Annotated in this window: 18 protein-coding genes; 4 read left to right on the top strand and 14 right to left on the bottom strand. The window is 58.7% G+C overall.

Annotated features, from left to right (window positions below; all coding sequences use genetic code 11):
* Positions 1-392: 392 nt before the first annotated feature.
* The 3 genes from IF199_RS24415 to IF199_RS24405 form a co-directional block, all read right to left on the bottom strand.
* Complete coding sequence (locus tag IF199_RS24415) at positions 393-2,411, bottom strand: alpha-ketoglutarate-dependent dioxygenase AlkB (protein ID WP_192558921.1); 2,019 nt, start codon at positions 2,409-2,411, stop codon at positions 393-395.
* Positions 2,412-2,566: 155 nt separating this feature from the next.
* Positions 2,567-3,661 (bottom strand): AAA family ATPase, encoded by a 1,095-nt coding sequence (locus IF199_RS24410; RefSeq protein ID WP_192558920.1) that lies wholly within the window; start codon positions 3,659-3,661, stop codon positions 2,567-2,569.
* Between the two features lie 20 nt (positions 3,662-3,681).
* A complete protein-coding gene (locus IF199_RS24405; RefSeq protein ID WP_192558919.1) occupies positions 3,682-4,485 on the bottom strand; it encodes a small ribosomal subunit Rsm22 family protein in 804 nt (267 codons plus the stop codon).
* Between the two features lie 229 nt (positions 4,486-4,714).
* Here IF199_RS24405 and IF199_RS24400 point away from each other — a divergent pair, with 229 nt between their 5' ends.
* Positions 4,715-6,091 (top strand): multicopper oxidase family protein, encoded by a 1,377-nt coding sequence (locus IF199_RS24400; RefSeq protein WP_192558918.1) that lies wholly within the window; start codon positions 4,715-4,717, stop codon positions 6,089-6,091.
* The gene (tadA, locus tag IF199_RS24395; RefSeq protein ID WP_096818572.1) at positions 6,091-6,588 is read left to right on the top strand and encodes a tRNA adenosine(34) deaminase TadA; all 498 of its coding nucleotides are present in this window, start codon (positions 6,091-6,093) and stop codon (positions 6,586-6,588) included. The genes IF199_RS24400 and tadA overlap by 1 nt, the downstream gene beginning before the upstream one ends.
* A 58-nt stretch (positions 6,589-6,646) precedes the next feature.
* Here tadA and cmoB read toward each other — a convergent pair whose 3' ends face one another.
* The 9 genes from cmoB to IF199_RS24350 form a co-directional block, all read right to left on the bottom strand.
* Complete coding sequence (gene cmoB / locus IF199_RS24390; RefSeq protein ID WP_102688181.1) at positions 6,647-7,603, bottom strand: tRNA 5-methoxyuridine(34)/uridine 5-oxyacetic acid(34) synthase CmoB; 957 nt, start codon at positions 7,601-7,603, stop codon at positions 6,647-6,649.
* Positions 7,600-8,307 carry a carboxy-S-adenosyl-L-methionine synthase CmoA gene (gene cmoA / locus IF199_RS24385; RefSeq protein WP_219737186.1) on the bottom strand — a complete coding sequence of 236 codons (708 nt, stop codon included), beginning with the start codon at positions 8,305-8,307 and terminating at the stop codon, positions 7,600-7,602. Before cmoA ends, cmoB begins: the two co-directional genes overlap by 4 nt.
* 129 nt (positions 8,308-8,436) lie before the next feature.
* Positions 8,437-8,844, bottom strand: a complete 408-nt coding sequence (locus IF199_RS24380) for a hypothetical protein (protein WP_192558917.1) — start codon at positions 8,842-8,844, stop codon at positions 8,437-8,439.
* 131 nt (positions 8,845-8,975) lie between these two features.
* Positions 8,976-9,623: a lysoplasmalogenase gene (locus IF199_RS24375; protein WP_192558916.1), complete on the bottom strand. Its 648-nt coding sequence runs from the start codon at positions 9,621-9,623 to the stop codon at positions 8,976-8,978.
* Positions 9,624-9,625: 2 nt separating this feature from the next.
* Positions 9,626-10,018 (bottom strand): protease inhibitor I42 family protein, encoded by a 393-nt coding sequence (locus IF199_RS24370; RefSeq protein WP_096818566.1) that lies wholly within the window; start codon positions 10,016-10,018, stop codon positions 9,626-9,628.
* Positions 10,019-10,151: 133 nt separating this feature from the next.
* A complete protein-coding gene (gene lon / locus IF199_RS24365; RefSeq protein ID WP_244142412.1) occupies positions 10,152-12,575 on the bottom strand; it encodes an endopeptidase La in 2,424 nt (807 codons plus the stop codon).
* A gap of 601 nt (positions 12,576-13,176) precedes the next feature.
* Positions 13,177-13,551, bottom strand: coding sequence for a DUF6124 family protein (locus IF199_RS24360; protein WP_192558915.1), 375 nt, complete (start codon positions 13,549-13,551; stop codon positions 13,177-13,179).
* A 375-nt stretch (positions 13,552-13,926) separates the two neighbouring features.
* Positions 13,927-16,338 (bottom strand): glucose/quinate/shikimate family membrane-bound PQQ-dependent dehydrogenase, encoded by a 2,412-nt coding sequence (locus tag IF199_RS24355; RefSeq protein WP_192558914.1) that lies wholly within the window; start codon positions 16,336-16,338, stop codon positions 13,927-13,929.
* A 120-nt stretch (positions 16,339-16,458) separates the two neighbouring features.
* Positions 16,459-17,820, bottom strand: coding sequence for a carbohydrate porin (locus tag IF199_RS24350; protein ID WP_192558913.1), 1,362 nt, complete (start codon positions 17,818-17,820; stop codon positions 16,459-16,461).
* A gap of 301 nt (positions 17,821-18,121) precedes the next feature.
* On the opposite strand from IF199_RS24350, the gene IF199_RS24345 reads away from it, so the two are divergent.
* Together IF199_RS24345 and IF199_RS24340 are read left to right on the top strand one after the other, a co-directional pair.
* Complete coding sequence (locus IF199_RS24345; RefSeq protein ID WP_007956650.1) at positions 18,122-18,352, top strand: VF530 family protein; 231 nt, start codon at positions 18,122-18,124, stop codon at positions 18,350-18,352.
* Position 18,353: 1 nt separating this feature from the next.
* Positions 18,354-18,992 (top strand): Pr6Pr family membrane protein, encoded by a 639-nt coding sequence (locus tag IF199_RS24340; protein WP_192558912.1) that lies wholly within the window; start codon positions 18,354-18,356, stop codon positions 18,990-18,992.
* Between the two features lie 18 nt (positions 18,993-19,010).
* On the opposite strand, the gene IF199_RS24335 is transcribed toward IF199_RS24340, so the two are convergent.
* Together IF199_RS24335 and IF199_RS24330 are read right to left on the bottom strand one after the other, a co-directional pair.
* A complete protein-coding gene (locus IF199_RS24335) occupies positions 19,011-19,796 on the bottom strand; it encodes a siderophore-interacting protein (protein ID WP_192558911.1) in 786 nt (261 codons plus the stop codon).
* Complete coding sequence (locus IF199_RS24330) at positions 19,793-20,368, bottom strand: PadR family transcriptional regulator (protein ID WP_102620803.1); 576 nt, start codon at positions 20,366-20,368, stop codon at positions 19,793-19,795. The genes IF199_RS24335 and IF199_RS24330 overlap by 4 nt, the downstream gene beginning before the upstream one ends.
* Between the last annotated feature and the right edge of the window lie 386 nt (positions 20,369-20,754).

Genomic DNA, 20,754 nt, shown 5'->3' with positions numbered 1-20,754 from the left:
GCCGTCATGAGCGAGCTGCAGCATCGTGCCTACAGCTGATATGAAAACGCCTGCTGGGAGCAGGCGCGGTGTGGAGAGCGGAACCCCTAGTTCATAGGGTTTAGAAGGAAGGTGTTCCATAGCCACGCCGGCATTCTACGTAAGGTTTTCGCTTTTTGTCAGGTTGCTTCGCACTCCAACGGTAACAAGCTGCTTCACTAGAGAAATAGGGACTGATGAGAGACAAAACGCTCGTCCATGGCCCTGACGATTGGCAGAGTTATTGGCCAAGTGTGCCTACAAAGGCGGTGAAGTGCCTGATCCCTATCGAGGCTTGATTTTCTAAAGCCTTCGTTAATAAAAAACCTCCAGATCAAAAGATCAGGAGGTTTTTAAAGTGAATGTTTGTCGAGTTAGTTAACGTTGGTTGGTGGTTCTCTATTAACTTTTCTGAACGTTAACGAAATTCGGCGTCCTCGTACGCTGTCCTGCTCGTTTTTGCGCTGTGGTATTTCATGTGACCATTCATATCGGGCTGGTCCATCCATTGAAACTGCACTTCGTTGAGCAAGACGAGTCTCAAATTTATCGTTGCCTGATCTGAAAATCATTTGCCATGTTTCGCATAGACTGATGGTCACAATAGGACCGCGAAAACAGTCGGGGCAATCAATGTGTTTACTAATTCCCTGGTTTCCTACGTACTCATTAACGATCACTTGATCGGGTAATTCTTTCACCATGCCGAGGTCGAATAAGCGCTGCCCCAAAGTTTGTGCCCACGTTGGTAAAGGCCCTAGGTATGAGGCAGAGTCAACCTTGCGGAGCTTGTAATTATATTTCCATCCATAGTGCTGGACTCTACGTTTCAAGTCAGATAACCAATCACCCAGCTCAACCCACTCCAGCAAGCGAATTTCTTCTTCTTTGGTTATGAAATCACGCATAACCTTAAGACCTTTCGGTGCGAGTGGCTCGGTCACTATCTCTGGGGCAACCATTTCGCGTGGTGGGGGAGGAAGCTTTTGCGCAATACTTCCAGTTGCCAACCATTTTTTGAAAATGCCTGAGTCAAATCGATCGACTTGTTCGGCACCCTCGGCCAGATCGAAATAGAGATCGCCCGTTACATTGAGTTGACGGGCGCTTTGATCAATTTCAATGGTCCCAGGACCCGATAGTTGAATAGTGCTATTTCGGATTCGCAAAGTAGGGCGAATGGCGCTGGGTAAGAGACTTCGAGCAATCTCGATAGCTTTTTCCAGAACCGCAGGGTTTTCGAAGCTTGCGTTAAACCAGGTTCCACGCTTGCCTAACGGACGTTCAGCCCAGGTTATATCGCAGTTCAAGAATTCGATTTGACCCTGAGCATTTTTCCAACTCAGTGCACCGAGCGGATTCCCAGGCCATTGAGGAGCAGGAGCCTTTTGGGTAGATCTCAGTTGCCACGTGATCAAGGCTAGAAGTCGACTTGATTCAGTAAGTCCTCTGAAACGCAGCTCAAGATTTCGATAACCTGTGACCAGCCCGCTCAGTATGGCACCCGACCACCAGATAGCAGGGGGTAAGGCGGGCATATCGTTTTTCCAGGTGATGAACTGGTCAGGTTTTGGGCGCAACAGAATCAGCTGTAGCACCAAGCCTACCGGATCGTAGTCGCCTCTTTCTTTTTGCACGATCTGTTTGTCTTCCAGAATCGCGCTCGTTTGCAGAAGCAGTTCGTCCAGCGCGCCAGGTTCAATGGCTGCGCATCGGGCTTTGTCGCATATGGTTTCGAGCAGTTCCGAAGGGCGCCATGCCTCTCGTACATTGACTTCGGAAAATGTCTCAACCATGGCGCGCCACAAGGCGATTGCCGGTGTCGTAACTGTTGGCTCAGAAGGCTGATGCCATGGTAAATAAGCGAGCCATGGTGCATCAAGGAAACCAAGAAGTTCAGAGGGCTGTTGTTCTGACAATGAGCTGCAGAGAATATCCAGCCACGGCTCTATGGTGGGAATAGCCCAAACCGCCATTGTTGCGGCGCCTCGTAATGCATTCCATCGATCTGGTGGGAATACAGGCGTGCTTGGTGATTTCTTGGGAGGATTAAAAGCCTGGGTGACTTCGTCCACAACGAAAATCGGCTGTTTTGGCAACGCAAGGTTCGAGAAGCTATGCACCATAGCAATCAAGCGTTCTCTGTCTGATTCAGACTTCACGCTAAATTGACTGACTGCGAACAAAGGCAGAGCGCTGGGCCAACAGATTTTCTTGTCTATCTTCAGATCGAATGAACCGTTGGCCCAGGATCTATTGCGGTATCTCAATACCTTTATCTGGGGAAGCCGATCTGGATCGAACCAGGCGGTAACGGCGATTCGGTCCTCTGGAAGCTTGAGCTCCAATGGTTGGTTTACACCCAGATACAGGGCTTTTTCGTTTGCAGGCATGCACCATTCGTCGGCCAGAAAACTCAGCCAGGCCCGGTGGTCGAGCGAGAGAGCGAATCCTTTTCTGGGAGGCTGACTTTCAACAGGGCAAGCGTCGTCCTGCTCGCTTTCAAGGAACAATGGCATCGTTGTCATTGGCGCCTGCGGCTTCGCAATCATCTGTTCAGAAGGTTCGGAGCGGGTAATCGGGATAGTTGCTGCTGAGTCAAAGGAGGCAGACCGTTGAAAATGGTGAGGTGATCCCGTGCTCGTGCACAGAGCATGTACAGGCGTCTTTGCTCATCGGTGGTTCTTTCCGGAGTTGAGCGAAAGAGATCTTGCAAGTAGACGGTGTCGAATTCAAGGCCAATCACTGCGAGGCTCGTCAGAACAGTGATTCCGGGCGCCATCAACTTGATTTGATGCTCGCTGCCTTTGGGCGATTCGTGGGTATATACATCGATCCTTGTATCGGGGGGCAAGGAGGCACGTAGTTGCGATTGCAGTTCTTGCGCGTCCCTGACTTTATGTACGATCACACCAATTGTGCCACCTCGGTTGCGGTAGCCATTGGCGATCAGATTTACCGCATCTGCCCAATTGGAAATGGGTTCGAGGCGCGGCACTGAACCACCTCGCCCGCGACGGATAATGCCAGGTGGCAATGTATTGGCGCGATGATGGAAATGCTCAGCGACCCAGGCGATTTCTTCGGTGTTGCGATGGTTCTCCTTCAGTCGGATCGGCTCAGGCATGGGTGCATTGCGAATATCTTGAATAGAGGCTCGCTGATTGTCCGTAGTCTGATCTTCGTCGGCAAAAACAGTGACGTTCTTTGCGCCATAGCGCACGGCCCATGCATAGAAATCAGCAGGCAGATTTTGGCCTTCGTCAATGATCAGGTGGTCAAGTGTCGGCTCGACCTTCGCAGCTTCGTATTGCTCCATCACCGCCGGCCAGTCGTAGTGAAATCGTTTGACCGGTTGGGGGGCGCGGAAATTGAATCGATTGAAGAAGTCTCTGGTAAAAAACGTATTCATTGTGCTGGTAGTCGATCCGCTACCTAGCTGGGCAGCAAGCGCAGCGAGCATCCTGTTTTTGGTAATCAACACCGCACGGCGTTTCAAAGTTCTCAAATATTGAGTGCGGTGAACGGCCATCGTGGTTTTTCCCGAACCCGGAGGCCCCAGGACGAACAGGTTTTTATCCGGCGGCGCATCGTAAATCTGCATCTGTTCGTCGATCAAATCATCTAACAGCGGGAGTTTCATGAACGTTTATCTCTGCATGTTTAGTGTGTCGCACTCTTGAAAAAGAGGGCGTAATGAAGATCTTTAGGGTTACGCGTGAGCTCAAACCGCTCGACTTTCTCGCTAAAGGACTGAAAACCTCCAGCGATCAGGGAGTCATTGAAGGCAGGGAATTTTTCTCGGGCTTTTGGGCTTGAGCTGTTGGTATAGAGCACCGCGCATGGACCAGGACCTACGCGCTTGTGAGCGGCAAGGATGTCAGCAACCAATTCCTCCGGATCCAGAGTTGGGCTGGCAAGCAGGTACGACGCAACGAAGATAGTGAGTTCACCTCGCACGGCTCCGAAGTCGATATTCGACAGATTGTCGGTGAACTGAAGGTACGTTTGAGGGTGCAGGGCGCCTTGGGCCTTTGTGGCCTCTGCCATCTGGTTTCCCAGCGAGAGCATGGATTCATACCGATCCACGCCGTAATAACGGAACATCTTTTCTGGTCCCAGCACTGAAGCCAGAGATAGGCCCGCAGTAAATGGGCCGCAGCCGAGATCGACTACCGTCGGGCGGTTGCTTAAAACCGAGGTTTTGAAGAGCTGGTCGAAAGCGGATCTGAGTTCATCCAGATGTCGACTTTGGTTGTACTTTGCATACAAAAGAGCTTTGTCCGGGCCTGCGAGTTCTTTTTGAGGAGCATCGAAGTCAGCTTGCCCACCCTTAATGACTTCAAAAAAAACCGTGTCTCGCGGCCATCCCAAATACGTATTGGCTGTGGTTCGACAGTCGTCGTTAATTGGGTCGTTGACCACTTGGTCGATTACCCTGTCGAGCCATCCCGGGTATGCAGGCATGCACAGTCCTTGTGTTTTTATTTGGATCCAATGAAGGGTTGTGGTCAAAGTGCCACTATTTTGTACGTACTTCAACCCCCCCTATCGGAGCATTGCCAGTTCGCTCCGCAAGTGATTTTTCGCCCGGTGCGGCCCCGGGTCACCCTTACTGTTTCGCAATTGCAGGTGTATCGTATTCGCCCTTTACTGGCCTGCGGGCCCGCCGCAGATACGTGAGGTAGTTGAGTTCATGTCCTTTACCCGTCGCCAAATCCTCGGTGGCCTGGCCGGTCTTGTTGTCGTTGGCGTTGGAGCGGGGGGAGCGTCGCGTTACTGGCTGGGCAAGATGGCCGATGCCGACGCGGGGCATGACTATGAGCTGATCGCTGCGCCACTGGACGTCGAGCTGGTGCCAGGGCACAAGACCGAAGCCTGGGCGTTCGGCCCGTCGGCGCCGGGCACCGAGTTGCGCGTGCGTCAGGGCGAGTGGTTGCGGGTGCGCTTCATCAACCATCTGCCGGTGGCGACCACCATTCACTGGCACGGCATCCGCCTGCCGCTGGAGATGGACGGCGTGCCGTACGTTTCGCAATTGCCGGTGCTGCCGGGTGAATACTTCGATTACAAATTCCGTGTGCCGGATGCTGGCAGCTACTGGTATCACCCGCACGTCAGCAGCAGCGAAGAACTCGGTCGCGGGCTGGTCGGGCCGTTGATCGTCGAGGAGCGCGAGCCGACCGGATTCAAATACGAAAAAACCCTGAGCCTGAAAAACTGGCACATCGACGACGAGGGCAACTTTGTCGAGTTCAGCATTCCTCGCGAAGCGGCCCGTGGCGGTACGGCGGGGCGACTGTCGACCATCAACGGTGTGCCTGCGCCGGTCATCGAGCTGCCGGCCGGGCAGATCACCCGCGTGCGCCTGCTCAATCTCGACAACACCCTGACTTATCGCATCAATATTCCCGGTGTCGAAGCGCAGATCTATGCGCTGGACGGCAACCCGGTCGAGCCGCGGCCGTTGGGCAAGGAATACTGGCTCGGCCCGGGCATGCGCATTTGCCTGGCGATCAAGGCGCCGCCGGCCGGCGAGGAATTGTCGCTGCGCAACGGCCCGGTGCGTCTGGGCACTCTGCGTTCGGTAGTCAACAATGACGCGCCGACCGAATGGCCGAAGGCATTACCCGCCAACCCGGTCGCCGAGCCGGACCTGGCCAATGCCGAGAAACTCAACTTCAATTTCGAATGGGTCGGTTCGGTGTCGGTGAATGTCGACAACGGTAAGCCGCCGAGCCTGTGGCAGATCAACGGCAAGGCCTGGGACATCACCGACAAGACTTGCGCCGACCGGCCGATTGCCAGCCTGAAACTGGGCCAGAGCTATATTTTCGAATTGAAGAACATGACCCAGTACCAGCACCCGATCCACCTGCACGGCATGAGCTTCAAGGTGATTGCGTCGAACCGACACAAGATCGTGCCGTACTTCACCGACACTTATCTGCTGGGCAAGAACGAGCGCGCGCAAGTGGCGCTGGTGGCGGATAACCCGGGGGTATGGATGTTCCACTGCCACGTGATCGACCACATGGAAACCGGCCTGATGGCCGCCATCGAGGTGAAGTGATGCGCCAGATTCGCCCCGCGGCGATCATCGACCGCAGCCGTGACCGCGACTTCATGCGTGAAGCATTGGCGTTGGCGGCACAAGGCGCGGCCCTCGGCGAAGTGCCGGTGGGCGCGGTGCTGGTGCAGGACGGCGAGATCATCGGTCGCGGCTTCAACTGCCCGATCACGGGGAGCGATCCGAGCGCGCATGCGGAGATGGTTGCTATCCGTGCCGCCGCTCAGGCAGTCAGCAACTATCGCCTGCCGGGCAGCACTCTTTATGTGACCCTGGAGCCGTGCAGCATGTGCGCCGGGTTGATCGTGCATTCGCGGATTGCGCGGGTGGTGTACGGCGCGCTGGAGCCCAAGGCCGGGATTGTGCAGAGCCAGGGGCAGTTCTTCACTCAGGGCTTTCTCAACCATCGAGTGCTGTATGAAGGCGGGGTGTTGGCGGAAGAGTGTGGCGCCGTGCTGACCGAGTTCTTCAGGGCGCGACGCGCGAAACCGGCAGACTGAAAAAACACCTGTGGGAGCGAGCATGCCCACTCCCACAGTTTTTTAGTGTTCGGAAGATTTACTTCTTCGCGACAATCACCGCCCGCATCGGCGCCGGCAACCCTTCGATCGTCTTGCTGTGATCTTCCGGATCAAGGAAATCGCTCAGCGACTGATACTTCATCCATTCGGTCCCGCGCTGCTCTTCAACAGTGGTGGTGCTCACGTCCACGCATTTCACATCCGTAAACCCGGCACGACGCAGCCACAATTCCAGCGCCGGCACCGACGGCAGGAACCACACGTTGCGCATCTGCGCATAACGGTCTTCCGGCACCAGCACCTGATGCTTGTCGCCTTCGACCACCAGCGTTTCCAGCACCAGCTCGCCACCCTTGACCAGGCAATCCTTCAGCGCCAGCAAATGCTCGATCGGCGAACGACGGTGATAGAACACGCCCATGGAAAACACCGTGTCGAAGCCTTCAAGGTTCGGTGGCAGGTCTTCAAACGGGAACGGCAAGTGCCAGGCATTCGGCTCTGACAGATAACGCTGCACCGCCTGGAACTGGCAGAAGAACAGCCAATTCGGATCGACGCCGATCACGCTGTCGGCGCCGGCACCGAGCATGCGCCACATGTAATAGCCGTTACCGCAACCGACATCGAGGATGCGTTTGCCCTTCAGATCCAGATGCGGAGAGACCCGCGACCACTTCCAGTCCGAACGCCATTCGGTGTCGACGTGCACGCCGAACAGATCGAACGGCCCCTTGCGCCACGGCGACAGGCCCATCAGCGCGGTGCGCATCTGCGCGCGGGTTTCGTCGTCGCAATCGGTGTCCAGCTTCAGGCCATCGAGCAGGTCGACTTCGGTCGGCTGGATCTTCGGCAAGGCGTCCAGCGCACTTTGCCAGCGCTCCAGATCGCCGTGACCTTTCTCCATTTTCTTGTCGAGCTGCGCTTGCAGGGTGTTGGCCCATTCGGCCAGCGGCGTGCCGGCCAGACGGCGGGCGAGGGGGGACAGATCAATCATGGCAAGGCAATCAACGAGGCAAAGTTAAGACACTGGAACCACGGCACGACTTTCGAGAACCCGGCGGCCAGCAGGCGCTCGCGGTGTTCTTCGAGGCTGTCGGGTTTCATGACGTTTTCGATGGCGCTGCGCTTCTGGGCGATTTCCAGTTCGCTGTAGCCGTTGGCGCGTTTGAACGCGACGTGCAGGTCGGTCAGCAGCGCGTGTTCTTCGGCATCGTTGAAGCGCAGCTTCTCCGACAGGATCAGCGCGCCGCCCGGCAGCAACGATTGGCGAATGCGCGACAGCAACGCCGTACGCTGCTCCGGGGCGATGAATTGCAGGGTGAAGTTCAGCGCCACCACCGAAGCCGGTTTGAAGTCGAGGGCGAGGATATCGCCTTCAATCACCTCGACCGGCAGCAACTCCTGGAACATCGAATCCTGACCGTTGAGGTACTCGCGGCAGCGCTCGACCATCGCCGCCGAGTTATCCACCGCGATCACCCGGCAACCGTCGGTGCGCACATGTCGGCGCAAGGCCTGAGTCACGGCACCCAGCGAAGCGCCGAGGTCGTAGAGCACGCTGTTCGGCTGAGCGAACTGCGCCGCCAGCACGCCGAGGTTCTCGACGATGGTCGGGTAACCCGGCACCGAGCGCTTGATCATGTCCGGGAACACCCGCACCACGTCTTCGTTGAAGGCGAAGTCAGGCACCTGGGCCATCGGCTGGGCGAAAATGCGATCGGGTTCTTTGCTCACGGCGGTTCCGGCGGTGTCGATGAAAAGGCCGGCATTTTAGCCAAACTGGCGCGCAGATGCGCGGGTTGTCTGATAAACCGTGGGCGGGTGGACTCAGGAGTAGTTGATATTGAAATTTCCCTTGCCCGTGATGCCGATACCGGAGCCGTTGGAATCAATTTCATCTGCCGTGAATTGGTACTCACCAACAATGTGGCGGCTCGCGTGATCCGCATTGATGACGAGAGTCAGTGATTTCACCAGGTATCTGGTATTTACCCAGTCCGATACGGCTTCCACGAGCTTCACTTCCGGCGAATTCAACTCATAGCGGCCGCCGGTGATGGTCTTCGCGAGATGGAATTCCATGCGTTTGACTTGTTCTTCCCATTCTTCCCGTTCTCCCGTGATTCTGATGTGGTCCGATTCTTCGAACGCAGAGACGAGTTGGAAGTCGACAGGACTGTTGTCATCAACGGCCAGGCTGAAGGTGCCGGCGGACTTAGGATTTGCGTTATTCATGTTGAGTATCTCGATAATGCGACAAGCCACCATGGCATGCCGCTTCGAGCAACTGTATGTTCTTCGGACGGGCAATCTAACTGTCAGAAATGACAGTCATTGATTCGATTTGGCAATCAATCTCGAAACGGTTATAGCGTTTTTTCGGTTTTTCCCACGTGAAACGCCGACGCCGCTATCCCCCACTGCCCCAGCCAGTAACTGAGGATGATGATGTAGGGCGCCGCATTGAACGGTGAGACAAACCGATTGATGCCGATCACGCTGTCGGAGAAGACGAACGCCACCGCACCGCCGGCCGCCAGTAATGCCGAACGTTGCGGTACGCCGCTGCCGAGTCGGGCCAGTGCGCGCCAGAGCATGGCGCTGATGGCTGTGCCGTAAACGATCACCGGCACGGTCAACGGACCGAGTCCGCTGGAAATCAGGATGCCCAACAGTACGGCGCCGACGCTGAGTGCCAGAATCAACGGGAGCAGGGCCAGACGCCGGCAATCGCTGAGGTAAGCCTTGAGATACGCCAGATGCGCGACCAGAAACGCCCCCAAGCCAAACACGAACAGATCTCCTGGCCACGCCAGCAGCACATCACCGAGCAAAGAGAAAATCAGGCCGAGGCTGATCCAGCGGCGATAGTCGCTGGGCGGCGCATCGTGCAGCCAGCCGAGCAGGGCCAGTACCGGCAACGGTTTGACCAGCAGGCAAAGCAGCGCCGCGTGGGTGCTGACGCCATAGAGAAAGGTCGCTGCGCCCATCAGCGCGAGGATCAGCCAGCCCACGATCAGTTCACCGAGATCGCGCAGTCAAAGGTTTCCACCGGCTCGACTTCAGGCTCCCAGGGTTGCTGCGACGTCAGGCGCAAGCGCCCGGTGCCGGGAGCAAAGGCCTGGAATCGCCAGGTGGAGAAACCGCCCGCGCCGACCATGCCGGAATCTTTTGGACTGCTGTAAACCTCAGGGCTTAGCGCATGCAGCACGCCGCCGGCCGAGTCTTGAATGGCCCAGCGGTAACCGGTAGTGGGGTTGCTCGGGAGCATGACGGTCAGGTTCTGGCCGTTGGTCAGCCGCACCGGGCATTCGCTCTGTTTTTCCACGGTCACGTTGGTTTTCGGTTGCGTGGCGCAGGCGGCCAGCAGGGCGAGGGACAGAGGGACAAACAGGCGAGTGGGGGACATAGGCTCAGCGGCTCCGGCGTTGGCGACGAACGGCGAGCATAACTGAAGATGAGACAAAGTGTGACAACGCCAAGCTTGGCGTCATTCTGTGATCGTTCCCACGCAGAGCGTGGGAACGATCAGCAGGGGAAAGTTAGAAAAGCACCTTCGCCACATCCGCAAACTTCTTGGCGAAATGCACGGTGATCCCTTCCTTCAGGTAATCCGGCAGTTCCTCAAAGTTACCCCTATTCGGCTCCGGCAGAATCAGCTCGAAAATCTTCTGCCGCCGCGCCGCAATCACCTTCTCACGTACCCCGCCAATCGGCAGTACATGCCCGGTCAGCGTCAGTTCACCGGTCATGGCCACGCCTTTTTTCGGCGGCTGATTACGGGCGAGCGAGAGCAGGGCACTGGCCATGGTCACGCCGGCGCTCGGGCCGTCCTTCGGTGTTGCGCCTTCCGGCACGTGCAGGTGGACGAAAGCCTCGTCGAAGAATTTCGGATCGCCACCGAAGGATTTGAGGTGCGAACTGACGTAGCTGTAGGCGATCTCCGCCGACTCCTTCATCACATCGCCCAGTTGTCCGGTGAGCTTGAAACCTCGGTTCAGGGTATGAATCCGCGTGGCCTCGATAGGCAAGGTCGCGCCGCCCATGCTGGTCCAGGCGAGGCCGGTGATCACGCCGGTGCCGGACAGCACCTGCTCGTTGCGGAACACCGGATGGCCGAGGGACGCTTCGAGGTCTTTCGGCCCGATCTTGATCACCGCTTTCGGGTCATCAATCAGCTTCATCACCGCTTTGCGCACCAGTTTGCCCATCTGTTTTTCCAGCTGGCGCACGCCGGCTTCACGGGCGTAGCCGTCGATCAAGGCCTTGAGCGCCGTGTCGCTGATGCTCAGGCTGCCCTTGGACACGCCGGCCTTTTCCAGCAGTTTCGGCCACAGGTGGCGCTTGGCGATGGCGACTTTTTCTTCGGTGATGTAGCCCGACAGGCGAATCACTTCCATCCGGTCCAGCAACGGGCCGGGAATCGAATCCAGGGTGTTGGCGGTGCAGACGAACAGGACTTTCGACAGGTCCATCCGCAGATCGAGGTAGTGGTCGAGGAATTCGACGTTCTGTTCCGGGTCGAGGGTTTCCAGCAGCGCCGAGGCCGGGTCGCCCTGGTAGCTCTGGCCCATCTTGTCGATCTCGTCGAGCATGATCACCGGGTTCATCACTTCGACGTCTTTCAACGCCTGGACGAGTTTGCCCGGCTGCGCGCCGATGTAGGTGCGGCGATGGCCCTTGATCTCGGCTTCGTCGCGCATGCCGCCGAGGCTGAAGCGGTAGAACGGCCGGCCGAGGGATTCGGCAATGGACTTGCCGACGCTGGTTTTACCCACGCCTGGCGGGCCGACCAGCAGCACGATGGAACCGCTGATCTCGCCTTTATAGGCTCCGACCGCGAGGAATTCGAGGATGCGGTCCTTGATGTCGTCGAGGCCGGCGTGGTGTTTGTCCAGCACCTTGCGCGCGTGCTTGAGGTCGAGTTTGTCCTCGCCGTACACGCCCCACGGCACCGAGGTCGCCCAGTCGAGGTAGTTGCGGGTGACCGCGTACTCCGGCGATCCGGTTTCGAGGATCGACAGTTTGTTCATCTCTTCTTCGAGGCGCTTCTGCACCTGCGTTGGCAGGACCTTGCCCTCCAGGCGCTGCTCGAACTGTTCGAGGTCGGCGCTGCGGTCGTCCTTGGTCAGGCCGAGCTCCTGCTGGATGACCTTGAGCTGTTCTTTAAGGAAGAACTCGCGCTGGTGCTCGCCGATCTTGCGGTTCACTTCGGCGGAGATTTCTTTTTGCAGGCGCGCGACTTCGACTTCCTTGCGCAGCATCGGCAGGACTTTTTCCATGCGTTTGAGCATCGGCACGCAGTCGAGCACTTCCTGCAATTCAGGGCCGGTGGCCGAAGTGAGGGCGGCGGCGAAGTCGGTCAGCGGCGACGGGTCGTTGGGGCTGAAGCGGTTGAGGTAGTTCTTCAGCTCTTCGCTGTACAGCGGGTTGAGCGGCAGCAGTTCCTTGATCGCGTTGATCAGCGCCATGCCATAGGCCTTGACCTCGTCGGTCGGCTCGGTGGGCTGGTGCGGGTATTCGACTTCCACCAGATACGGCGGGCGATGGTGTTTGAGCCAGGTCTTGATGCGGACGCGGCTCAGGCCCTGGGCGACGAATTGCAGTTTGCCGTTTTCACGGCTGGCGTGGTGCACCTTGACCAGGGTGCCGTATTGCGGCAACGCCTTGGTGTCGAAGTGGCGCGGATCTTCCTGGGGCGTGTCCATGAAGAACAGGGCCAGGGAGTGGTGGTCGGATTTGCTGACCAGTTCGAGGGTTTCGGCCCAGGGTTCTTCGTTGACGATGACCGGCAGGACCTGGGCCGGGAAGAACGGGCGGTTGTGGATCGGGATGATGTAGACCTTGTCCGGCAGGTTCTGGCCGGGCAGGGCGAGGCCTTTGCCGGGGACGTGGTGTTCGATGTGTTCGGCGTCGGTTTCGGTGATGTCGTCGGGGTTCTCGGGGAATTCTTGCTGGTCGCTCATGGGGCACCTGCGCAATGGGGTATGGGTGTTAGATGGGGCAGGGTTTTGGTGGTTTCAATGGGGGTGGGTGTTTCTGGTTGTGTGTTCAGGGTTTTGACAGGGATTGGGCTTTGGGCTTGGCGGCCTTTGGGCCGACCATGCTCTGGGTGTTTTGGGTGAATATCCGTTGCTTCGGGTGCTGCGGCTGGCGGTTTCGCCCTTACGGCGAGTCCCTTTGGCAAACGCCCCAAAGGAACCAAAGGTCTGGGCCCCGGCGTTCGGCCCCTCGCTGAGGCTCGGGGTTCCTTCGTTCCGGCATTCATCCGGGGGCATCGCCTCCGGTTTGCTTCGCTGCACCTCCTCTCGATGTGTTCGACTTCGTCGAACGGTCGCTGCGCTCCCTCCCCCGGATAAATCCCTCCACTCAGCCTGCCGAAGGGGCCGGCAAGTCAAAAGCGGTACTTGAGCTAACGCTCATCGTGGTGAGTGGCGAAAAGCGGATTGCTTTTGCTTTGATCGTTCCCACGCTCTGCGTGGGAATGCAGCCCGGGACGCTCTGCGTCCCAATCGATCTGCCAGCGAATGCAGTCTGTCGCTGGCAGGTCGGTTTCGTCAGGGCAGCTTAGCTGTGTGTTGGGTAACGATGTACTTCGACGTTATCCAGCACCCGATTCACCGCCAGCTCAGCCAGCATGATGATTTGCTGAATGGCCAGGATTGTCCGCCGCTGCGGGAGGTCGATGTGTGAGGCGATGTCACTGGTCATGAGGCTGGCCTGTGCCAGTGATTCGCAGGCGTGGACCAGCAGGCTTTCACTGTCCTGATCGGGTGCGACCTGGAACATGGTGCTGGGTTTATGGAAGCGCAGGGTGGTGGTGTTGGGTTTCAGGTAGTGGTCGAGCGCGCGCTCGGCAGCGTCGTGGAGTTTTTTTGAGTCTGGCGATTCGTAGGGCGATGCGTCGTTTGATTCGGGGGGATTGGGTGTTGGCTTTTTCATGGTGGAACTCCATTCAAAATGTGGAGTTCGCCGCGCATTGCGACCAAGCAATAGGGTGGCGAACCGTACGCAGGTTGGTCGACCAGGGAATGGATACCCGGCAGGGCCGTTAGCCCTCCCACGCACAGTTCGCCATTAAGCATGCTGAAACGTGCGCCATTCTAAACCCGGACGACCAAGCCCGTTCGCTGAATTTGCAGCGACCTCGAAAGCCTATCCACCCCATTTCCGAGCGACAACCGACGCAACATGTCAGAAACATCCCCACCAAACACCCTGTCTGTAGGACATACACACCCCGTGTAAAAACGCAGCCCACAAAAAAAGGCGACACCCCTCACAGGGCATCGCCTTTTTCTTTACTGCCGTTACAACTTATTCCGGCAGTTTGTACGCAATCACATAGTCACCCATCTTGGTGCCCAGCGAGCCGTGACCACCCACCACGAGCAGGACGTATTGCTTGCCGTCCTTGCCGGTGTAGGTCATCGGGGTCGCTTGGCCGCCCGCAGGCAGACGCGATTTCCACAGTTCTTTACCAGAGTTCACGTCGTAAGCACGCAGGTACTGGTCGAGGGTGCCGCTGAGGAAGCCGACGCCGCCAGCGGTGACGATCGAGCCGCCCATGCTTGGCACACCCAGGGTGAAGCCGATCGGGATTGGCGAGCTGTCGCGGCTGGTGCCGTTCTTGCGTTTCCAGACGACTTTGCCGGTGGTCAGGTCGATACCGGCGACGTAGCCCCAGGCCGGGGCCTGGCACGGTACGCCGAGTGGCGACATGAACGGGTGCATGATCACCGCATAAGGCGCGCCGGTGTTTGGTTGCACGCCAGCGGTTTCGCTCTCGCGTTTGCTGCCGGCCGCGACTTTTTCGCGTGGCACCATTTTCGAGACGAAGGCCATGTAGTTCGGGCTGGTGAACAGCATCTGGCGAACCGGGTCGACAGAAACACCGCCCCAGTTGAACACGCCGACGTTACCCGGATAGATCAGGCTGCCCTGTTCCGACGGAGGCGTGTATTGGCCTTCGTAGCGCAGTTCCTTGAACTGGATGCGGCACAGCATCTGGTCGAACGGGCTGGCGCCCCACATGGCTTTTTCGGTCAATTCCGGGGCCAGCAGGTTCAGGTCCGAACGGGCCTGGGTCGGTGCGGTGTGGTCGCCTTTCACGGCGCCTTGCGGAACCGGGATTTCCTTGATCGGGATGATCGGCGTGCCGTCACGACGGTCGAGGACGTACAGGCTGCCCTGTTTGGTCGGGGCGATCAGCGCAGGCTTGATGCCGTCGGCGGTTTTCATGTCCAGCAGGGTTGGCTGGCTGCCAACGTCCATGTCCCACAGGTCGTGGTGGGTGAACTGGTAGTTCCAGCGCACTTTACCGGTGCTCAGGTCCAGGGCGACGACGCCGGCGCTGAATTTCTCGGCGCCCGGGGTGCGGTCGGCGCCCCACTGGTCTGGAGTCTGGTTGCCCAGTGGCAGGTAAACCATGTTGAGTTTTTCATCAACACTGGCCAGCGACCACATGTTCGCCGAGTTGCGGCTGTAGATCTGGCCCGGGGCCAACGGTTCGGTGGCGTCCGGGTTGTTGCTGTCCCAGTTCCATACCAGATGACCGTCGCGCACGTCGTAGGCGCGGATCACGCCGGACGGCTCGTTGGTCGATTCGTTGTCGGTCACGTGGCCACCCATGATCACCAGATCACGAGTGATCGCGGCTGGCGAGGTGGAGTAGTAGCCACCCGGGGTGAACGGGCCGATGCCCTGGGTCAGGTCAACCACGCCTTTGTTGCCGAAGCCTTCGCAGATCTTGCCGGTGTCGGCGTTCAGTGCGATCAGGCGGGCATCGGCAGTCGGCAGGTACAGGCGACGCGGGCACGCCTGAGCGACGGCTTTGCCGGCCTCGGAGATGACGGCGGAGGCGGCGGTTGCAGACTTGGCGTACGCGGCTTCGTCGTAGTACGACACGCCACGGCAGGTCATGTGGGCGAAGCCCTTGAAGCCGACCGGGCTTTTGATCTGCGGGTCGAAGCGCCACAGTTCCTTGCCGGTGTCCGGGTCCAGCGCCAGCACTTTGCTGTGAGCGGTGCAGGCATAGAGCATGCCGTTGGCTTTCAGCGGGGTGTTTTCGTTGGTGAGCTCGACCGGGTCATCAGCAGTCGGCAGGTCGCCGGTCTGGATGCGCCAGGCTTCCTGCAGCTTGCCGACGTTGGCCGGGGTGATCTGCTTCAGTGGCGAGTAACGGTCACCGAATTCGCTGCGGCCATAGGCCTGCCAGTCGCCATCGGGCATGGCTGGCGCGGTGCTGGTGGTGTCGGCGGTGTCGCGACCCAGTTCGCCAAAGGTTTCGCCCGGGTGGGTGAACAGGCTGGCCAGAGCGGTGACGCCGGCCAGAATCACGGCCACGGTCAGGCCGCCGGTGCCCATCGGTGCAGGACCGTTGAGCAGCAGCGGACGACGGAACCACGGCAGCAGCATCACGAAGCCGAGGACAAACCACAGTGCCAGACGCGGCACCAGTTGCCACCAGTCCAGACCGACTTCCCACAGCGCCCATACGGTGCTGGCGAACAGCACGATGGCGTACAGGCCCAGTGCTGCGCGGCGACGCATCAGCATCAGAATGCCGGTCAGCGTGATGCCGATACCGGCCAGCAGGTAGTACAGCGAGCCGCCGAGCGTGCTCAGCTTGATTCCCCCGGCCAGCATGGCCAGGCCCATCAGTAGAAGCAGAATGCCGAGCAGGCTCGGAAGCAGACGGCCTCGACTCGAAGCACTTTCGGTGCTCATAGTGTGGTTCTCCGTGACGTTTCAAGTAGTCCCGCGCTGTAGTCACTGTAGATGACGATTGGGCGCGGGCATGGTTCATATAAAACTTGTTCAGCTAAGTGAATCTTCTGCGGGTACCGGTCAGAACGACGACTGGATCTTGATCCCGCCGATCAGCGCGTCATCGACCTTGTCCACACCACCCGGATGGCGGATGTATTGCAGGTTCGGGCGCACGGTCAGCCAGTGGGTGACGTGCACGCCGTAATAGAGTTCGGCGCTGTATTCGGTGTCCTGCGGCGGCAGGTAGGACGGATCGTCGTAGTCGTAGACGGCGCGGGCCTGGTTGGTCGCTTCGGCGTTCTTGCGGTAGGCCGGGTTGACGTGGACGCGGGCCAGGGCAAAGCCGATGTCGTCCTTGGCGCGGGCGTCGAACAGGCCTTTGTAGACCACGCCCGCCTGAACGTAGTTGTCGACGGCGTTGGTCTTCTTGTCGTGCATCGTGCCGTTGGCAAACACGCTCAAGCCGCGGGAGTTGTCGCTGGCGACGCTGGTGATCTGCTGCTGCACGCCGAGCCACACGCCGTGTTTGCTCGAGGCGCTGCGATAGGCCTCGCCGCTCAGGGCCGCCGGCTGGCCGTTGCTGTCTTTATAGGCGTCAGTGGCCTTGGCGTTGCTGTAGTAGTAACCGGCGCGGTATTCGCCCGGCAGGCCGTTCAGTTTCGGCGTCCACACCAGTTCGACCGGCAGGATCGCGCCCTGGGTGCCGCTGCCGCTGAGTTTGAAGCCGTTGCCGCGATCGAGGTTCGACGGGTTCTGCTCGTAGGCGCCGACCTGTGCGTACAGCTCTGGCGTCAGGTGATATTTGACGCGCAGTGCCCATTGGCTGACCGGCCAGTTGTACCAGATGCCACCGACCCAGTTGCCGACCTGCGAGCCGCAGAACGCCAGGTTCTGGAAGTCGCACGGGAAGCTGTTGAAGTCTTCGCCTTCACCGAAGCGGCCGACCTTGATGTCGAGCTTCTGGTCGAAGAATTTCTGCTGGTACCACATCTGCGTCAGGCGGGTGGTCTGGCCACGGCCCCAGACTTCCTGGGCGGAAGTGAACCCACCGACGCGCGGGTCGTTGATGCGGTCGTTGCTGATGTTGTTGCCGCTGCGCTTGGTCACGGTCAACTGGAATTCGGCGTCACTCCAGCCGAGCAGTTTTTGCAGGTCCAGATGCGTACCCAGACCCCATTGATCGCTGTAGCGTGCGGTGCGGTCGTGGTCATAGCCGCCGTGCAGGTTGCTGCCCATTTCGCCGGTGTAGTCGAGCTTGAAGTCGATGCCTTTGGCCGAGAGTTCGCTGCGGGTGCCGTTCCAGTCACCGAGCATATACGGTGATTCACTGTCGAAGGCCGGAGCGGCCTGGGTGCAGGTGACGAGGCCAAGGGCGGTGCAGCCGCCGATCAGGCGCAGGGTTGAGATAGCGCTGTCTCGGGAGAACGGAAAATCAGGCATGAAATGGGTCTTTCTTGATCTTTTTGGGGGGATGGGCTGACCGCTACGATTTGACGCAGGCAGTGAAGCGATTCAGCAGAAGGGCGGCAGGATAATGTCCCGTTACAAAAACACAAAGTGCTTTTGCAGACATGAACCCTTTCGGATTCGGTAACAGTGCGGCAATCGATCACATTGCCGGGGTTGATCGAGCCTGCGATCTTGCACGGTTCACCTACATTTGAAGGAAGGCCTTCCACCGGCACAGCCCCTCGGCTAAGGTGCGCGGCTTCTGCATTTTCACTTCGCCCAAAGGCCCGGCATGAACGACCACAACCCCGATCCGCTGCACGGCGTAACCCTCGAACAGATCCTCAATGCACTGGTGACCCACTACGAATGGTCGGGCCTGGCCGAGCGCATCGACATCCGTTGCTTCAAGAGCGATCCGACCATCAAGTCGAGCCTGACCTTTTTGCGCAAGACGCCATGGGCACGGGAAAAAGTCGAACGCCTGTACGTGAAGCTGATGCGCACCAAGCGCCCGCTCTGAGATGAACGCCGTGCGGCGGCGACGCCTCATCACTTCGGCCGCGGTGCTGGGCTGGGCCGGGTTGGGAATTCAGCTGTACCTGATTTTCTTCGCCCGTCTGAGCGTCGGCGCCAGTCTGCTGGGCGGGCTGGTGAGTTTCTTCAGTTACTTCACCGTGATCACCAACACCCTGGTGGCGGTGGTGCTGACCTGCGCGGTGACGGATCGCGAATCCGCTGCGCGCCGCTGGTTTCTGCAACCCTGGGTCAGCAGCGGGATTGCCGTGAGCATTGCCGTGGTGGGCCTGGCCTACAGCCTTTTGCTGCGGCATCTGTGGCATCCGCAGGGCTGGCAGTTTATCGCCGACGAATTGCTCCACGACGTGATGCCGCTGCTGTTCCTGGCTTACTGGTGGTTTTGCATGCCGAAGGGCAGCTTGCGTCTGAAGCACCTGCCGCTGTGGCTGATCTATCCGCTGGTGTACTTCGCCTATGCGCTGTTGCGCGGGCATCTGCTGGGGGCTTACGCCTATCCGTTCATTGACGTGGCGCTGCTGGGTTATCCACAGGTGTTCGTCAATGCTGGAGGGATTCTGTTGGGGTTTGTGCTGATTGCGCTGTTGGTGATCGGCATTGATCGCTGGCAAGGGCGGCGCCTTTAACAGCGCCGCCGCTCGTATTCACTCCTCTTCGGAGCCTTCGACGCGCCAGTAACCGACGGCTTTGATGAACTGCTCGTCCAGCCCATGCTCATCGAGCAGCACCCGGCGAATCTGCCGCGAGACTTTGGTTTCCGTTGCCACCCACGCATACAGATTGCCTTTGGGCACCTGCAACTGCTTGACGGTGGTCAGCAGGCTGTCCTTGTTATCTCCGCGCAACACCCAGATCACGTTGACCTGCGCCGCGCTTTCCAGCGTTTGCTGCTCCTTGCCGTTTTCCACCTCGATCACCACCAGCGCCTTGCGATTGGCCGCCAGCCCTTCGAGGCGGCGAGCGATGGCGGGCAGGGCGGTTTCGTCGCCGATCAGCAGGTAGCTGTCGAAGATGTCCGGCACGATCATCGAGCCACGCGGGCCGCCGATGTGCAGGAACTGCCCCGGCTTGGCCTGTTCGGCCCAGGTCGAGGCAGGGCCGTCTCCGTGGAGGACAAAGTCGATCTCTAGCTCAAGCTTGTCGAGGTCATAGCGACGCGGGGTGTAGTCGCGCATTTCCGGCATCGGTACGTCGCTCTTGCCGGCGCCGAGCACCAGGGTTTCCAGCGCAGCGGCCTGTTCGGCGTTCTGCGGGAACAGCAGTTTGACGTGATCGTCGGTGCCCAGGCTGATGAACCCGGCCAGTTCCGGCCCGCCGAGGGTGATGCGGCGCATGCGCGGGGTCAGATCGACCACTCGCAAAACCTCGAGTCGGCGGCGTTTGATTTCATGCATTACGCGGTGGATGCCTTGGGTCTGGACTTCAGTCATTCGGCTTTCTCCGGAGCAGGTTGAACGGCGGGGCCGTCGACGATGGCTTTGGCGGTGTCGTTGAGCAGGTCGCGCACCCGCAGGATTTCTTCCGGGCTCCAGCGCCCGTGGTGCATCTGCAAGGCGTGGCGCAGGTTGTGCACCGCTTCATGGATTTCCGGCGGCCGGTCGTGGCCGCGCAACGAACGTTTGCTGACATCGATGCGCATGCGCACGCCGTCCAGTGCCACTGCTTGTTCGCTGAGGGATTGGCGACCGGCATCGGTGACCGCGTAACGCTTTTTGCCGCCCTCGGCATCGCCGGTGATCATTTCGCTTTCTTCGAGAAACGTCAGGGTCGGGTAGATCACACCGGGGCTCGGGCTGTAGGCGCCGTCGAACATGGTTTCGATCTGGCGGATCAGGTCGTAGCCGTGGCAGGGCTGTTCGGCGATCAATGCCAGCAACAGCAATTTCAGGTCGCCTGGTGCGAATACCCGGGGGCCGCGCCCACCGCGTTCACGGCCGTGGCGTTTTTCGAAGCCGTCACGGCTGTCACCGTGGTCGCGGTGGGGGGAATGATGGTCTCTCATTTCAGTCTTCTCTCGTCGTGTTTAGATACAACTTAAGATATATCTTTACGACTGGGCAAGGCCTTTTTGCCTGAGAGGAAATGGCAGCTGACGAGTGGTCAGCAGGTGCAAAAGGAGCGCAGCCGGACGAATATGGGTTACTTGTTCATCCAGAAAAGAATAACCAGAAGGTTAAAGCTCACACTCTATTAATGCTTGAGCTTATATTCTAAAAACAATAGAAAGTGCCGTCTCGCCGTGCTCTAAATGTTGTAATGTTTTTTCTTTTTAACTGTAGGTAGGGTATTGCTTACAGTCGCTTTTATATATTTTGATATTTTGATGTTTTTTCTTTCGTGTCGCGAGGTTGTTGAGCTACGAACTCGTGGGAAGTTGCCTGCTTACAT

It is taken from the genome of Pseudomonas allokribbensis (assembly GCF_014863605.1).
Lineage (GTDB): Bacteria > Pseudomonadota > Gammaproteobacteria > Pseudomonadales > Pseudomonadaceae > Aquipseudomonas > Aquipseudomonas allokribbensis.
This window is presented reverse-complemented; position numbering and strand designations above follow the sequence as displayed.

Excerpts from the sequence above, each read along its gene's own strand:
- IF199_RS24350 (WP_192558913.1), bottom strand. The coding sequence starts at position 17,820 with ATGCCTGATTTTCCGTTCTCCCGAGACAGCGCTATCTCAACCCTGCGC.
- IF199_RS24405 (WP_192558919.1), bottom strand. The coding sequence starts at position 4,485 with ATGCCTGCATACCCGGGATGGCTCGACAGGGTAATCGACCAAGTGGTC.
- IF199_RS24400 (WP_192558918.1), top strand. The coding sequence starts at position 4,715 with ATGTCCTTTACCCGTCGCCAAATCCTCGGTGGCCTGGCCGGTCTTGTT.
- cmoB (WP_102688181.1), bottom strand. The coding sequence starts at position 7,603 with ATGATTGATCTGTCCCCCCTCGCCCGCCGTCTGGCCGGCACGCCGCTG.
- IF199_RS24330 (WP_102620803.1), bottom strand. The coding sequence starts at position 20,368 with ATGAGAGACCATCATTCCCCCCACCGCGACCACGGTGACAGCCGTGAC.
- lon (WP_244142412.1), bottom strand. The coding sequence starts at position 12,575 with ATGAGCGACCAGCAAGAATTCCCCGAGAACCCCGACGACATCACCGAA.
- IF199_RS24415 (WP_192558921.1), bottom strand. The coding sequence starts at position 2,411 with ATGCCTGCAAACGAAAAAGCCCTGTATCTGGGTGTAAACCAACCATTG.
- tadA (WP_096818572.1), top strand. The coding sequence starts at position 6,091 with ATGCGCCAGATTCGCCCCGCGGCGATCATCGACCGCAGCCGTGACCGC.
- IF199_RS24360 (WP_192558915.1), bottom strand. The coding sequence starts at position 13,551 with ATGAAAAAGCCAACACCCAATCCCCCCGAATCAAACGACGCATCGCCC.
- IF199_RS24345 (WP_007956650.1), top strand. The coding sequence starts at position 18,122 with ATGAACGACCACAACCCCGATCCGCTGCACGGCGTAACCCTCGAACAG.
- IF199_RS24380 (WP_192558917.1), bottom strand. The coding sequence starts at position 8,844 with ATGAATAACGCAAATCCTAAGTCCGCCGGCACCTTCAGCCTGGCCGTT.
- cmoA (WP_219737186.1), bottom strand. The coding sequence starts at position 8,307 with ATGGCCCAGGTGCCTGACTTCGCCTTCAACGAAGACGTGGTGCGGGTG.
- IF199_RS24410 (WP_192558920.1), bottom strand. The coding sequence starts at position 3,661 with ATGAAACTCCCGCTGTTAGATGATTTGATCGACGAACAGATGCAGATT.
- IF199_RS24340 (WP_192558912.1), top strand. The coding sequence starts at position 18,354 with ATGAACGCCGTGCGGCGGCGACGCCTCATCACTTCGGCCGCGGTGCTG.
- IF199_RS24370 (WP_096818566.1), bottom strand. The coding sequence starts at position 10,018 with ATGTCCCCCACTCGCCTGTTTGTCCCTCTGTCCCTCGCCCTGCTGGCC.
- IF199_RS24355 (WP_192558914.1), bottom strand. The coding sequence starts at position 16,338 with ATGAGCACCGAAAGTGCTTCGAGTCGAGGCCGTCTGCTTCCGAGCCTG.
- IF199_RS24335 (WP_192558911.1), bottom strand. The coding sequence starts at position 19,796 with ATGACTGAAGTCCAGACCCAAGGCATCCACCGCGTAATGCATGAAATC.